The sequence below is a fragment of the Actinokineospora inagensis DSM 44258 genome, assembly GCF_000482865.1.
Classification (GTDB): domain Bacteria; phylum Actinomycetota; class Actinomycetes; order Mycobacteriales; family Pseudonocardiaceae; genus Actinokineospora; species Actinokineospora inagensis.
This window is the reverse complement of the sequence record NZ_AXWW01000089.1, coordinates 1-14,150: the sequence shown is the minus strand read 5'-3', so window position 1 is coordinate 14,150 and position 14,150 is coordinate 1. Positions and strand designations below refer to the sequence as shown.

9 protein-coding genes and 1 pseudogene are annotated in these 14,150 nt (G+C 70.9%); 6 read left to right on the top strand and 4 right to left on the bottom strand.

Going from position 1 to position 14,150, the window contains the following annotated elements; all coding sequences use genetic code 11:
• Positions 1 to 146, top strand: a pseudogene (locus H504_RS41605) (IS701 family transposase); the annotation flags it as partial.
• A 652-nt stretch (positions 147 to 798) separates the two neighbouring features.
• Here H504_RS41605 and H504_RS36925 read toward each other — a convergent pair.
• Both H504_RS36925 and H504_RS0125340 read right to left on the bottom strand, forming a co-directional pair.
• Positions 799 to 2,676 carry an ATP-binding protein gene (locus tag H504_RS36925; protein WP_051386254.1) on the bottom strand — a complete coding sequence of 626 codons (1,878 nt, stop codon included), beginning with the start codon at positions 2,674 to 2,676 and terminating at the stop codon, positions 799 to 801.
• A 327-nt stretch (positions 2,677 to 3,003) separates the two neighbouring features.
• The gene (locus H504_RS0125340) at positions 3,004 to 3,828 is read right to left on the bottom strand and encodes an SDR family NAD(P)-dependent oxidoreductase (RefSeq protein WP_026425070.1); all 825 of its coding nucleotides are present in this window, start codon (positions 3,826 to 3,828) and stop codon (positions 3,004 to 3,006) included.
• A gap of 91 nt (positions 3,829 to 3,919) precedes the next feature.
• Between H504_RS0125340 and H504_RS0125335 the strand changes: the two genes are divergently transcribed.
• Positions 3,920 to 4,831: a LysR family transcriptional regulator gene (locus tag H504_RS0125335; RefSeq protein ID WP_026425069.1), complete on the top strand. Its 912-nt coding sequence runs from the start codon at positions 3,920 to 3,922 to the stop codon at positions 4,829 to 4,831.
• On the opposite strand, the gene H504_RS0125330 is transcribed toward H504_RS0125335, so the two are convergent.
• Positions 4,828 to 7,266, bottom strand: a complete 2,439-nt coding sequence (locus H504_RS0125330; RefSeq protein WP_026425068.1) for a CapA family protein — start codon at positions 7,264 to 7,266, stop codon at positions 4,828 to 4,830. The genes H504_RS0125335 and H504_RS0125330 overlap by 4 nt on opposite strands.
• A 105-nt stretch (positions 7,267 to 7,371) precedes the next feature.
• Positions 7,372 to 8,268 (bottom strand): hypothetical protein, encoded by an 897-nt coding sequence (locus H504_RS0125325; protein WP_026425067.1) that lies wholly within the window; start codon positions 8,266 to 8,268, stop codon positions 7,372 to 7,374.
• Between the two features lie 187 nt (positions 8,269 to 8,455).
• Between H504_RS0125325 and H504_RS0125320 the strand changes: the two genes are divergently transcribed.
• From H504_RS0125320 to H504_RS0125305, 4 genes are read left to right on the top strand one after another with little or no spacing between them, the layout of a single operon-like run.
• The gene (locus H504_RS0125320) at positions 8,456 to 10,783 is read left to right on the top strand and encodes a HAMP domain-containing protein (protein ID WP_157440623.1); all 2,328 of its coding nucleotides are present in this window, start codon (positions 8,456 to 8,458) and stop codon (positions 10,781 to 10,783) included.
• Positions 10,780 to 12,099, top strand: coding sequence for a poly-gamma-glutamate synthase PgsB (gene pgsB, locus H504_RS36920; RefSeq protein ID WP_084468191.1), 1,320 nt, complete (start codon positions 10,780 to 10,782; stop codon positions 12,097 to 12,099). Before H504_RS0125320 ends, pgsB begins: the two co-directional genes overlap by 4 nt.
• Complete coding sequence (locus tag H504_RS0125310) at positions 12,096 to 12,578, top strand: poly-gamma-glutamate biosynthesis protein PgsC/CapC (protein ID WP_026425065.1); 483 nt, start codon at positions 12,096 to 12,098, stop codon at positions 12,576 to 12,578. The genes pgsB and H504_RS0125310 overlap by 4 nt, the downstream gene beginning before the upstream one ends.
• A 17-nt stretch (positions 12,579 to 12,595) precedes the next feature.
• The gene (locus H504_RS0125305) at positions 12,596 to 13,606 is read left to right on the top strand and encodes an NlpC/P60 family protein (protein WP_035306050.1); all 1,011 of its coding nucleotides are present in this window, start codon (positions 12,596 to 12,598) and stop codon (positions 13,604 to 13,606) included.
• The last annotated feature ends 544 nt before the right edge of the window (positions 13,607 to 14,150 follow it).

Sequence of the window (14,150 nt, the reverse complement as noted above, 5' to 3'; positions counted from 1 at the left end):
ACCGCGAACTCAAACACGGACTCGGCCTCGACCACTTCGAAGGCCGCTCCTGGCTCGGCTGGCACCGCCACGTCACCCTCACCTCCGTCGCCCAAGCCATCTGCACCCGGCTCCGCCGCACCCCAAAAGCCCCTGCGCGGGCCTGACCCTCTACGCGGTCCTGCGCGAACTCCAGCCCCTGCTCGCAGCCTGGACAGGCCCCTGCCACACCTGCGGACAACCCGTCCAAACCCGAACACCCGACCAAAAACCCCAGGTCAACAGCACCTAACAAAGCCCTACTAGGGGCCCCAAACAAAACAACTTCACCACAACGGGCACTTCCGCTTTTATCTGGCGCCCGAGGCCGGCGTCGCCGCCAGGCGACCAGGCCGAACCCCGAGCGCAGCGAGGCCCAGAGACCCCTCACACCAAGATCAACCGAGAACAAAGCCCCCGAATACACAGCCTAGACGAAAGCACCGACAACCCCACCCGACCAGCCACAACCATGATCAACCGCCGCAAGAGCCCCCGATATACAGCCTAACCAACCCCACCGACAAGATCAGCAATCACCGCGAGCCCACCCCGCGACGCCCGCGACACTCAGCCCCGGATACCGAGGCCCAGACACTGAGCCCCCAGGCACTTGAGGCCCCAGTCGGGGCCTCTCAGACGCCAAGCCGACCCGCGCGTCAAGACCCGCGCGTCAAGACTAAGCCACCCGGTCGCCAAGCCCCCCGGACACCGAGTCCCCTGCGCCAAAGACGCCAAGCCCCGGCGTCAAGACGCCGAGCCCTGGGCGCCGATACGCCCCTACCCCCGCAGCGACTCGGCAATCGCAGTGCAGGCCACCGCCACCCGCTCAAACTCCCCCCGAAGCCCCGCAACATCCACAACCAATTCCCCACCCGAAGCCCCGTGCTCAACCGACTTCAACAACTCAGCCAACCCCACCGCCCCAATGTTCGCCGCCGACCCCTTCAACGTATGCGCCTCAACCACAACTCCCGAAACATCCCCCGCGGCAACAAGCGACTCAAGCCGATCCAATCCCGCCGGCGTCTTCCCCACGTACGACGTCAACAAATGAACCAGCAATTCCACCTCATCCGCAGGCGGATTCGCCCCGCTGATGTCCTCCAGTCGCGCCCGAATGGCCGCCTCCCGCGATGTCGCAGCAGCCGGTTCCTCAAACGACGTCGCAGCCCCAAGCGCAGCGGCGAGGTCCGACAGCCGGACCGGCTTCGCCAGGTGGTCGTCCATCCCGGCCGACAAGCACGCGGCTCGGTCCTCAACCAGCGCACTGGCGGTCAACGCCACGATTCGCGGTTGCCGGTCGGCGGGGAGTTCGGCGCGGATGACGCGGGTCGCGTGCAGCCCGTCCATGACAGGCATCCGGACGTCCATCAGCACCACGTCGTATGGCGCGCCGTGCAACGCGCGTACTGCTTCCAGCCCGTTCCCCACGGTGTCCACGTGGTGTCCCAACCGGGACAGCATCAACTGGGCGACCTTCTGGTTGACGTGGTTGTCCTCGGCCACCAACACCCGCAGCGGCCCGGAAGCGCGACTGTCCGACGAGGGTGATGGCACGTCCGCCGGGTCGGCGATCCCCACGACCGCCGTCAGCGTGAACGTGGAACCCACCCCGGCCACGCTGGTCACGGTCAGGTCCCCGTCCATCGCGGCGGCGAGGTGCCTGCCGATGGCCAGGCCGAGGCCGGTGCCGCCGTGCGCCCGGGTCGTCGACCCGTCGACCTGGCTGAACGGGATGAACAGGGCGCTCATCTTGTCCGCCGGGATGCCGCAGCCGGTGTCGCTGATCTCGATGCGCAGCAGGGCCCGGTCGCCGTCCAGCGCGGCCACCGCCGCTGTGGTCAGAACTCGGCCGTTGTCGGTGAACTTCACCGCGTTGTCCAGCAGGTTGACCACGACCTGGCGCAGTCGGGCGAGGTCGCCGACCAGGTGCGGCGGGCCGCCGGGCAGGACGGCGACCCGGCTGTCCAGGCCCTTGTCCGCGGCCCCGGTCGACACCAGCGCGTGCGCGCTGTCGATCAGGTCGGTCAACTCGAACGGGACGTGTTCGAGTTCCCACTCGCCGGACTCCAACTTGGCGTAGTCCAGGATGTCGTTGATGACCCCGAGCAGCGCCGCGCCGCTGTCGCGCACGGTGTGCACGAGGTCGCGCTGCTCGTGGGTGAGGTCGGTGTCCAGCAGCAGCCCGGTCATGCCGACGACGGCGTTCATCGGGGTGCGGATCTCGTGGCTCATGGTGGCCAGGAACGCCGACCGCACCGCCATCGACGCCCGCAGTACCTCCGCGGACGCGTCCAGCGCCGTCGCCAGCCGCGCCAGGTCGGCGGGTCCGCCCGCCGGGACACCCTCGCCCGCCCCGATCCTGGTGGCGGCCGCCGCGACGGCCCGCACCCCGGCGGTGACCCGGCGGACCAGCCACCAGGCACCGACCGTGACCGCGACCAGTCCGGCAAGGCACGACCAGGCGATCACCGTCTGGGTGTCCCACTGCGCCCAGGTGCCGAACAGCACGCACACCCCGACTCCGCCCAGCAGCAACGCGACCACGGCGAACACCGGACCGGCGGCGAGCAGCCGGTCGACCGACCACCCCCGGTGTGCGGGCGTGCGGGAACCACGGCGGTCCTCCGCGCTCTGCACACCATCCTTGGTCACCCCAACCGTATCGACACAACACCGAGGGGGATGAGGGACGCAGCCCCACCGCTTGATGACGAGTTGTGCCGGATTTGCCCGGCTGCCTGCCAGAACCGGGAGGTCCCCGGCCGACAGCCCATCCCGCGGCGCCCGAGACCACCGTCCTGCACCCGTCCCGCTCCACACTCCGCTGACCTGTCCACAGCCCACCATGCCCGACCCTGTCGATCATGAATGCCCGGTAGACTGGCCTCGGGGACGCCCCCGGGACTGGGTGGGGGCCGCCTGGACCCGTCGAGTCCGCAACCGCCGTTGTCGCGGGCAGCAGGGGTGCTGACTTCGCGACTAGCCGACGGTTGTCCGCCACGCGATGACCTCGCCCGCGCGGACCAGTTGGCCGTAGTGGTCGGGGTTCACCGGGTCCAGCGCCAGGTCCAGCAGGGCGACGGCGGCCTCGGCGGGGGAGGGGGCGGTGCTGACGTCCCACCAGGCGGCCGACGCGGGGGTGTTGATCATGCCGGGGCACACGGCCGCGACCAGGACGCCGCGGTCGAGGTCGGTGTCCCGGCGCTGGTGGGCGAGAGCGCGGACGGCGGCGACCCCGGCGATCTTGGACGGGATGTTGGCGAAGGTGGGCCACGCGCTCGCCCTGGCGCTCCCGTCGGCGACGGCGTCCCGCCAGGCGATGACGGCGGCGTCGACCTGGTCCAGGGTGGTGAGGTCGTCGAAGTGGTGGTGCAGGGACGGGGCGAGGTGGTCGAGCGAGCCGAAGCTGCTGGCGACCACGATGAGCCTGCCGCCGTCGCGCAGCAGCGGGGCGAACTCGCGCAGCAGGCGGGTGGGGCCGAGGTTGTTGACCTCCACGTAGTCCCGGATGATCGCGCGGTCGTCGTCGGTCGGGCCGGTGCGCATGTGGGCGTTGCTGAACAGGATGTCGATGCCGCCGTGCCGGTCGGCGATCAGGGCGGCGGTCCGGCGCGCGGCATCGGGGTCGGCGACGTCGAGCAGTTCGGTGCGGACCTCGGCGCGCACCGGGCCCAGCGCGACCTCGCCGAGCCTGCGGCTGGTCAGGTAGACGGTGTCGTCGGGGTCGAGCCGTCGGGCGAGGCCCGCGACGAGCGCGAGCCCCAGGCCCTGCGCCGCGCCGGTTACCAAGGCGACCTTGGACATGTGTCACTCCTCCACTCGGATACCGCGACGCTACGAGCGAACTGGTCATGCGGGAAGCGAAAGAGTCGCAACCCTGGTATGCGTAGACGTCATGCCCTTCGCCGATGTGTCGTTGACCGCGCTGCGGGTGTTCCGGGAGGTCGCCGAGCGGGGGACGTTCACCGCCGCCGCCTCCGCGCTCGGGTACACCCAGTCCGCCGTGTCGCGCCAGATCGCCGCCCTGGAGCGCGCCGCGGGCACCGAGCTGGTGCGACGGGGGCACGACGGCGTGCGGCTCACCCCGGCCGGACGGGTCGTGCTCCGCCGCGCGGTGACCGTGGTCGACCAGGTCGACGCCACCGCCCGCGAACTCGCGGGCCTGCCCGACGACCACGCCACCGTCCGACTGGGCTGGTTCCCCAGCGCGGGCGCGGGCCTCGTCCCACGCGCGCTCAAGGCGCTGAGCGCGTCGCACCCGTCAATCACCGTGATCAGCCGCGAGGGCAGCACGCCCGCCCTCGTCCGCGGCCTGCGCGCGGGCAGTCTCGACCTGGCCGTACTCGCCTCCGCCCCGCCATTTCGCCCACTCGACGCCGAGACACCCGCGTTGAGCGTGCGGGTGCTCGCCGAACGCGCCCTCCGTGTCGCCGTCCCCGCCGACCACCCACTGGCCCGGGGTGACTACATCGACATCGCCGATCTGCACGGACACCCGTGGATCGCGGGCCCCGACACCGGCGACGGCGCCGCCATGGGGGCCTGGCTCGGCTTGGCGGAACGCCCCCGGATCGCGCACACCGCCCGCGACTGGCTGGCCAAACTCGCCCTGGTCGCGGCGGGCTGCGGGCTCACCACCGTCCCGACTGTGCTCACCGCTCTCGTCCCGGACACCGTCCGCGTCCTCCCGGTTCGCGGCGGTCCCCAAGAACACCGGCGCCTGCTCCTGGCCCGACTACCGCGTCCCATGGACGACCCCACCGCCCGTGTCGCCGACGCCCTCCGCGTGGTCGCGCTAGAGCACTAGTGTTGCCCGAGCACTGTGTACGGCAGGGTCAACGCCACGTCGGTCCGGTTGCGCGCGACGTCGTAGGCGCCGTAGGCCGATGTTGTTCCCGCCGCCTCGCGCCATTCGATGAACCGGAAGTCGTCGACGTCCAGCCAGGACACCTGGTTCGAGTTCGGCGCGGGCAACCGCAGGTACGGCAGGACCACGTTCCCCTGCCGTGACCCCTTGTCCAATTCGGACGGTGCCAGGTCGACGGTCACCGTGTGCCACTGGCCGTCGGCGGGTACGTCGAGCGGCTTCGTCACGCTGGTGACCGGGTCCGCCGTCGGGTCCTCGGTCGGGTTGGCCTCGTCCGTGTGCGAGATGTCGAACCGGATCTCGGGGATCGCGGTCCCGGACCGGCGGACTCGGGCGGTGACGGAATACGTCGGGTCCGGGTCGGCGGGGGTCAGTTTCCCGTGGGTCTCGGTGAAATCACGGTGCCGGGGGACCGGGATGCGGGAAATGGGTCTGCTCTGCACGCCCTTGTCGTTCTTGGCCTCCAGCCGGAGCCCGCGCAGTCCCGTCGCCGCGCTGGTCGACCGGGCGCCTTCCCGTTTGCTGTCCACATCCCAGTGCACGGCCTCGTTCACCACTCCGTCGGCCGTGTAGTCCTCGAAGTGTCCCCACCCGTAGAGGTCCCGGCCGACGTCGATTCCCTTGCCGTCCAAGGGTTTCACCAACGGACCGGGCAGGTCGACGGTCTCGTGCGGCTTGATTTCCCGCTGCTGCTTGACCTCTGGCACCGGTTCCGTCGCGATCCGACCGGTGTTGTGCTCCACCACGATCCGCGGTGCCGCCACCGGCGTCCCGATCCGCCGGGTGTGGATCTCGCCCGACGCGGAGCGGAACGACTCGGTCGGTAGCGCGCTCCGCTCCTGCACCCGCGTCAACACGTCGACCGCGGCGGCGTCCGTGACCGGGACCGGCTTGTAGTCCACCAGTTCCACCGGGAACAACCGCGCCTGGACGAGTTTGTCGCCCTCCCACACGGTCCGCAGGAAAGTGCCCGAGAACGACGCCAGCGCGTTCTGGTCGAACACGAGGTTCCCCAGGCTGTACGCGATGAGCTTGCCCTTGTACCACTCCACGCCCTGCACCACGTGCGGGTGATCGGCGACGACGACATCCGCGCCCGCGTCGATCGCCTTGTGCGCCATGGACCGCACCACGTCCGCCGCCGAGTCCTGGAACAGGTACCCGGCGTGGAGGTGAACCATCAACAGTGGACTGGTCGCCGACGCCTGCTGGATTTGCCGGGTCGACGACGCGTCGTCCCAGAGCGCGGCACCGCCGTGGCCCCGGCGGGCCACCCAGTCCTGCAGCTCGGGGTACACCTGCGCCAGCGACGCCCACATCTGCGCCGCCTGCTCCGGCTTGAGCTTGGCCTCCGCCGCCCGGTACTTGTCCCACGCGTCCCGGGCCCGCCGCGACGCGACCGGCACGCCGCCGGTCGGGAAGCCCCACGACCGCGACGCGTACTGCCATTCGTCCTTCTCCAGCACCGTTTCCGGCCGCTTCACCGACGCGCCCGGCAGCTTCGAGTTCGCGTTCGACCCGTCGACCGTGGTGTACGCGAGCACGCCCAGCCCGGTTCCGCGCACGTCCGCGTGGAACGGCGCGACCGCCTCTGCCTCGTTCGCCCCAGCGCCAACCGATGCGATCTTGGCTTGCGCGAGCGCGGCACGGGTGTCCGAGATCCCTGGATCACCGAGGTCCCGCGCGTGTTCGTTCGCCATGACGGCCAAGTCTGTGGACAGTCGAGTGAGCCCGGCGACGGTCGGGGCGGCCGAGCGCAACACCGACCGCTTCCCCGGGTACGCGGGCTTGTCGCCGAACGCGGTCGACAGGTCGACGGTGCGGAAGTCGGCGGCCGCGAACGCGGGGGCGATGGCGGACACGACGTTCTCCGCGCCCGCGGCGGCGTTCTGGTCGGGGATCAGCGGTTCACCACCGCTGCCTGCGTCGTCTTGGGACGGTGCGGTGTAGCGGCCGCCGAACATGACGTCGCCCGCCGAGTGCACGACGATCCGGTTGCCCCGGTTGAGGAGCGTCACAGTCACCGTCTTGCCGTTGTCCGACCAACCGAGCGGAACCGGTTCCGGCAGGTGGTCTGTGGCGTCCACCACGGCCAGCGCCGGGCCGGTGAGTTCGGGAGCCGCGGCGACGCCGTCGTCGCCCGTCGTCACCGTGGTCGGATGATCCAACGGCGCGTGCACAACGACTTTCGCCCCGGCCAACGCCTCGCCCGACTCGCCGACCACGCGCACCGAGGTCGAGATGGTGCCGCCGCCCTCCGGCCGCAGGCAGTCCGCGCAGTCCGCGGTGCCGATCGCCCGAACGACGACCACCACCACGGCCACCACTACCAGCGGGACGGCGACATGCGGCCACCACCGTTTCAACACGCGCACGGAGATCCCTCCGGAGGGTCAGCAGGGCCCGCTTGTGATGACGGCCGGTCGACGGGCGGCCCGTACGTTAGCCCAACCGGCCAAGCCCGGCGGAGGGTCGAACCACTAGCTGCTGCGGAAGGTGTCTTCGATCACTTGCACGACCTTGCCCCAGCGCTTCGGGTCGTCTCGGGTGCTACGGCTCATCTCCACGTGCGCGAACGGCACGTCGTCGGCGGCCGCGGTGATGCCCTGCTTGTTGCGCTTGCCTTCCAGGTCACCGCAGTCGCGCCGCCAGGCCCGGCAGACGTCGAGGCCCGCGTCGTGCAGCCCGTCGCCGATCCGTTCGATCTCCGGACTCGCCTGCCCGGCACCGGGGGAGAGGACCACGTCGACGGCGGCCAGGCTGGCGTCGTCGAAGCCGTGCAGTTGGACCTGCGGGATCCGGTGCCTGGACTGGTTCTCCGCGACGGCGTGGAACATCGAGTCGGTCTGGTGCGCGACATCGCCCGCGCCGTTGGCGACCCGCCGGTGCGTGCCGGACACCGCGAGGACCGCGCCGGGCAGGCGGCGGAACAGTTCTAGACCGACCTCGTCGGTGTGCAGGTCGTTGGCCGGGTGCGGCACCTGGATCGCGACGCGACTGTGGACGGACAGGTCCACCAGGTAGATCCCCCAGCCGCGCGGCGCGTTCGGCAGGCTCGCGATGATCAGGTACGGCCTGCCGGTCGCGGCGTCGGTCCCGGTGTCCACGGTGAACCCCAAGGGGGTCAACCGCTCGCGGACACCGCCTGTTCGGCCGGTGGCGAGCTGGTCGAGGGTCTGCGTCAACTCCTGCCGTTCGGCCGCCGTTGGCAACTGGTAAGGCGCGTCCTCGCGCAGGGATGTGGCGAAGTCGTGGATTCGGCTGCTCAAGTTGCTCCCCCCGGTCGGCCCAGGTAGAGGGGCGGGTTGGTCGTGCCGGGCGGGCAAGACCAGCAGCACCACGCCGACCAGCGCCAACGCGCCGAGCACCGCGGGCACCCACCACCTCGTCCGCCGCGGGCGCTGTGGGCTGGACGTCACGCGGCCGTTGGTATTCACTCTTTCGGGAGACCTCCGAGCTACCCAATCGGGCGAGTCCGTCACGTTCTGATGCAGAATCTACGAGTTCTGACCGCGGGGCCGCGCTACGGGGGCGCCCGTGACCCGGGTGACCTTCGGAGACGGTGTGCAGCGAGAAGAAGCGGGATCGGCGCGCGGCGAGCGGGCGAGCCGGTTGGCGGCGCAGTTGCCCGAGGCCGGGTTCCCGGCCACGGTGCGCGCGTTGCCGACCGTGTTGCTGGCGCTGTTCCTGCTGTTGGCGGCCGCGACCGCGGTACTGGTGGCGGGCGACGGTGAACGCCGGGTGCCCGACGCCTTCCAGCAGTCCCAACGGGAGATCGCCGCCGGGGTGGCGCGATCCGTGGCCGCGGGCGCCAACCAGGGGATCAGCGACCTGCGCACCGTGTCGGTGCGCGCGTCCGGCGCGGTCGACCAGGTGCTGGACACGCTGGTGAAGAACCGGAAGTGGCGCGGCGCCGTGGTCCTCTCGCCGACCCGGGCGCTGGTGGCCACCCGCGGCGAACAGGTTCCGGTGCAGGCGATCCCGGACACCGTGGCAGGCGCGGCCGTGACCTCGACGATCTCAGCCAATGGTGAGGTCCTGCTGGTCGAGACAACTGTGTTGCCGGACGGCAAATACCTGGCCGCCAGCACGACCGTCCGCCTGCCGGACGTCGCCACCGACCCCGTCCTCAAGCAGTCGTTCGCGCTGATCACGTTGTCCGGCAAGCCGGTCGGCGGCACCGCGGCACCCGGCCTGGAGTCGCTGCTCGCCGACGCCGGTCGGGCCGCCGCGGCGGAACCGGGTGTCCTGCTCGGACCGTCGACCGACCAGGCGCAGACCACCCTCGCCTACGCGCGCGTCGCCCCGTCGAGCAGTCCGACCGGCGTGGACCTCGCGGTGGTGGCGATCGCCGCCGGTCCGGTGGTCGACGGCGGTTCCCGGTTGGGCGGGGTGATCCCGGCTGCCGCGCTCGCCGCCATCGCGCTGCTCGGTTTCCTGGTGGTGCGCCGCGCGATCACCAACCCGGTGCGCCGGGTCCGCGCCGCCCTGCTCCGGCTCGCCGCGGGCGAGGTCGACACCAAGATCCACCGCTTCCGCACCAACGAGATCGCCCGCATCACCGCCGCCGCCCGGGTCTGCCAGCAGCGACTCCTGCCCGGGAAGGCCGCGGTCGCCGCCGGAACCGCCGGTCGGCGGATGACCGTGCGGCGGATCACAGCGGCGGTCGCCGTGCTGGTCCTCGCCTGGGCGGGCGGGATGGTCGCGTTAGGACAGATCGGCTCGGTCCAGATCCCGGAGGCCGTCGCCGCCACGGACCGCGCGCAGACCGGCATGGCCACCGACGCCTTGCGCCGCAGCGTGAACGACGGGCTCGCCGCACTCGTCGCCACCACCCAGACCGCCAAAGGTGCTGACCAGCTCAAACAAGCGCTCGACGGGCTGCACGCCACCCAAACCCGCTACCGCAGCCTCTATGTCGTCGACGCCGCCGGACAACCGGGCGATGTGGTCGGTCGACCGCCGCTGCGCACCGCGGAGACACCGTCCCGGTCGGCCGGTCTGCGCCAGCAGAACCAGGGGGGCCGGGTGCCGGTGCTGTTCGCCGAGGCCCCGCTGCCCGGCCAGTCCGGCTCGGTGATCGGCGAGTTCGACGTCGACCACCTCGGCGACCTGCTCGGCCACGTCCCCGGGCACGCCAGGGTCGTCGACGCCCAGTTCCGCACCATCGTCGCCGCCGAGGGCTACGTCGCGTTCGAGGAGGTCACCTCGGACGAACTGCGGGCCTGCGCGACGGAAGCACAGAAGTCCGGCCTGGTCGGCCGGATCAGCGGGGACGGGCAGTCGTTCATCGCGGCCGCCGCCGTCCTCGGTGGCGACGTGGGACGGCTGGGGTGGACGGTCGTCACCGAACAGCCCGGCACGGAACTGTCCCTGCCGGTCAACGAAACCCGCCGGTACACCCAGTTGGTCGCACTGCTGGCCGCCCTGTTGGCCCTGTTCGGGTACGGCTGGTTGCTGTTCGCCGTGCTCAGCCCGCTGCGCCGGGTCGCCACCGCCGCCGACGCCATCGTCGCCGGTGACCTGGACTCGGTGATCTACCCGCAGCGACCGGACGAGATCGGCACCATCGCCTCCTGCCTGGAGATCTGCAGACAGGCGGCCGTCGAGGGACCGCAGCGGCTCGGCGAGGTCCGCAGGCCCTCGGGCGCCGCCACCGACATGACCCAGCTCATCCGCGCCGTCGTCGACCCGCCGCCCACCCACAGACCGATCCGGCACGGCGGCAAGGAAAGCCCGACGGGTGGCACCGCGCACCGCGACACCGTCCCCACCCGCAAACACCCGGGACCCAGGGAACACACCGGACCCCGGGACCCGAACAACCGACCGGCGCCGCGGCACGGCACGACCACCCAGCAGCGGGACCCCGCGGGGAAGGGCTCCGCGTGACCTACCTGTACTTCGTGTTCCTGGCCCTGTGCCTGGGCACGCTGGGGGCGGGCGTGGCCGAGCAGCGCAGGCACCGGGCCCACCTGTACCGCATCGAGCACCGCGTGCTGGTCAACGGCATCCGCGGCAAGAGCTCGATCACCCGGCTGTGCGCGGGCGCGCTGCGCGGCGGCGGCCTGGTCACCACGGCCAAGACCACCGGCACCGCGGCCCGGTTCATCCACCCGGACGGCAGTGAGGAACCGGTCTTCCGCAAGTGGGACATCGCCAACGTCGTCGAGCAGATCGGCATCGTCCGGCGGGCCGCGGCGTACCGGTCGGACGTGCTGGTCATCGAGTGCATGGCGGTCATGCCGGACCTGCAGGAGATCAACCAGAGCAAGCTGATCCAGTCCACCATCGGCGTGCTGTGCAACGTCCGCGAGGACCACCTCGCCGAGATGGGGCCGACCCTCGACGACGTCGCCCGGTCGCTGAGCCGGTCCATGCCGGTGGGCGGCGTCTGCGTGACCGCGGAGAAGGACCGGCTCGCGATCCTGCAGCAGGAAGCCGACAAACGGGACTGCGAGCTGATCGCGGTCGACCCGGAGTCGGTGACCGACGCGGAACTGGCCGGGTTCTCCTGGGTCACCTTCAAGGAGAACGTGGCCATCGCGCTGAAGGTCGCCGAACTGCTCGGGGTGAACCGGACGCTCGCGCTGACCGGCATGTGGTCCGCGCCGCCGGACCCGGGCGTGCTGTCCGTGCAGACCCGCGCGGTCGGCGACAAGCAGGTCAAGCTGGCTAACGTGTTCGCCGCCAACGACCCCGAGTCGACGCTGATGAACATCGAACGGCTGCTCGACCAGGGCGCGATCACCCCGCCGCTGCACGTCGTCATCAACTGCAGGCCGGACCGGGTGGAGCGCAACCGGCAGATGGGCGCGCTGATCGCCCAGATCGACCCGGACCGGGTCGTGCTGATCGGCGAACCCACCCGCAGCGCCCAGGTCAGCATCGAGGAACCGTGGCAGGACAAGGTCACCGACCTCGGCGGCGCGCGCGGACCGGGTGAGCTGCTCGACGCGATCATGGCGGGCGTCGACCGGACCGCGTCGCTGGTCGCCATCGGCAACATCCACGGCCAGGGCGAGGTGCTGCTGCACGCCCTGGAGCAGATGCCCGAGATCACCCCGGACGACGGCCTGCCGGTACCTGCCGGTCCTGCCGGTCCACCCGCCCGGCCCGCTCCGCTGCCCGCGCCCCGCCGCCCCCGCAGGCTGGTCGTCCGCGGCAGCATCTTCGACCACGACCACCGTCCCGGAAAGCGGCCATGAACAGCGGAACCCTGCTCCCCGAGGTCGCCACGCTCGGCCTCGCCATCGGCCTGGTGTTCTCGCTGGCCTGCTACCTGACCACCAACCTGTCCCCGGGCGGCATGATCACCCCCGGCTGGCTGGCGCTCACCCTGGTCGAGGACTACCGCCGCGCGCTGATCGTGGTGGTGATGAGCGGGCTGACGTTCGTCCTGGTCAAGCTGCTGCAGCGGGTGGTCATCCTCTACGGCAAGCGGCTGTTCGCCGCCGTCGTGCTGACCGGGGTGCTGCTGCAGACCACCCTGTTCCTGCTGATCCAGAGCGACTACCCGCTGCTGTTCTCGCACCAGACGCTCGGTTTCGTGGTGCCGGGGCTGATCGCGTACCAGTTGGTCCGGCAGCCCCCGGTGATGACGGTGCTGGCCACAAGTATCGTCAGCGCGGCCGGGTACGGCGTGCTCGCGACGGGGGTGCTCGCCGGGCTGGTGCCGACCGTGTAGAACCTGGGGATGTCCTGATGCCTGCTCGTCGATGGATCTTGCTCGTGGTGGGCTTGGTGGTCGCCGTCGCCGCCGTGGCGGGCGTGGTGGTCTGGGTGTCCCGGTCGTCCGCCCAACCAGTTGGGGCCCCCGGTTCGGTGTCGCCCAGCACCCCGCCGGTCGACCTGGTCTACGAGCGGCTGACCGGCCCCGACCGGACTGTGGTGCGCGCCGGTGATGCCGTGGTCGCCGTCTTCACCGACCAGGCGCGCACCGCGCTGGTCAACGGCACCGCCCGCACCTTCGCCGAACCCCAGGCCACCACCTCGAAGGTCAACACCACCGCCTGGGTGCGCCTGCTGCCCCAACCGTGGCAGGTGGGCGCCGAACACACCCCCTGGTTCACCGAGTGGTTCGCGCACGCCCGCACCGACACCAGCCCCGACGTGCTGGAAGTCGCCACCGAGTACCTGATCGACGCCCCCGACCAGACCGACGCCCAAGGCGTCCGCTACCGCGGCGACGCCTCCTTCGGCCCGGTCAAGTCCACCGGCGCGGGCCGCTCCGAGCAGTCCGACTTCTACGACTACCTCGGCATCCCCTGGGACTTCCCCGACGGCCCCCACGAGCAACCGGACAAGTCCCGCTACGGCTCCGTCGACTGCTCCGGCTTCATCCGCCTCGTCTTCGGCTACCGCCTCGGCTACCCCCTCCTCGGCACCAACACCAAGGGCCCCGGCCTCCCCCGCCGCGCCTTCGCCATCGCCGACTCCGGCCCCGGTGTCCAGTTGGTCCCCAACACCTACCGCCGAGCCACCGACTACGCCACCCTCCAACCAGGAGACCTCGTCTTCTTCGAAGTCGAAGACGACCCCCAAACCCTCGACCACGTCGGCATCTACCTGGGCCTCGACGACCACGCCCACCACCGCTTCATCTCCAGCCGAGAACGCATCAACGGCCCCACCCTCGGCGACCTGGCAGGCACCTCCCTCCTCGACGACGGCGGCCACTACTCCACCGCCTGGCGCGCCGCCCGCCGCGTCTAACCCCCCAGCCCCCCCATCGACGAAGCGCCCCCCCCGCACCGCGCACCTCAAAAAACCCAGCCCCCATCGACGAAGCGCCACCGCGCACCGCGCACCTCGAAACCCCAGCCACATCGGCGAAGGGCCACCCCCCACCACACGCCAAAAAATCTGGCCCATATCAACGAAGCGTCACCCCACCACACGCCCAAAAATCTGGCCCATATCGACGAAGGCCGCCAACCCACCCCACGCGCCTCGAAACCCGCCGACACCAACCGCCCGTTGTGGTGAAGTTGTTTTGTTTGGGGGGAGCGGTGGCCTAAGCCGGCTGGCGGGTAAGGCCACGCTTTCCAGTGGCCCCGCCTTTTAGCCTTACCCAGGCTGCCGCTAGGGGCCCCAAACAAAACAACTTCACCACAACGGGCACTACCGTTTTATCTGGCGCCCGAGCGCCGGCGTCGCCGAAGGCGACCAGGCCGACCCCCGAGGCGCAGCCGAGGCCCAGTGCCCCCTCACACCAAGATCAACCGAGAACAAAGCCCCCAAATACACAGCCTACCCA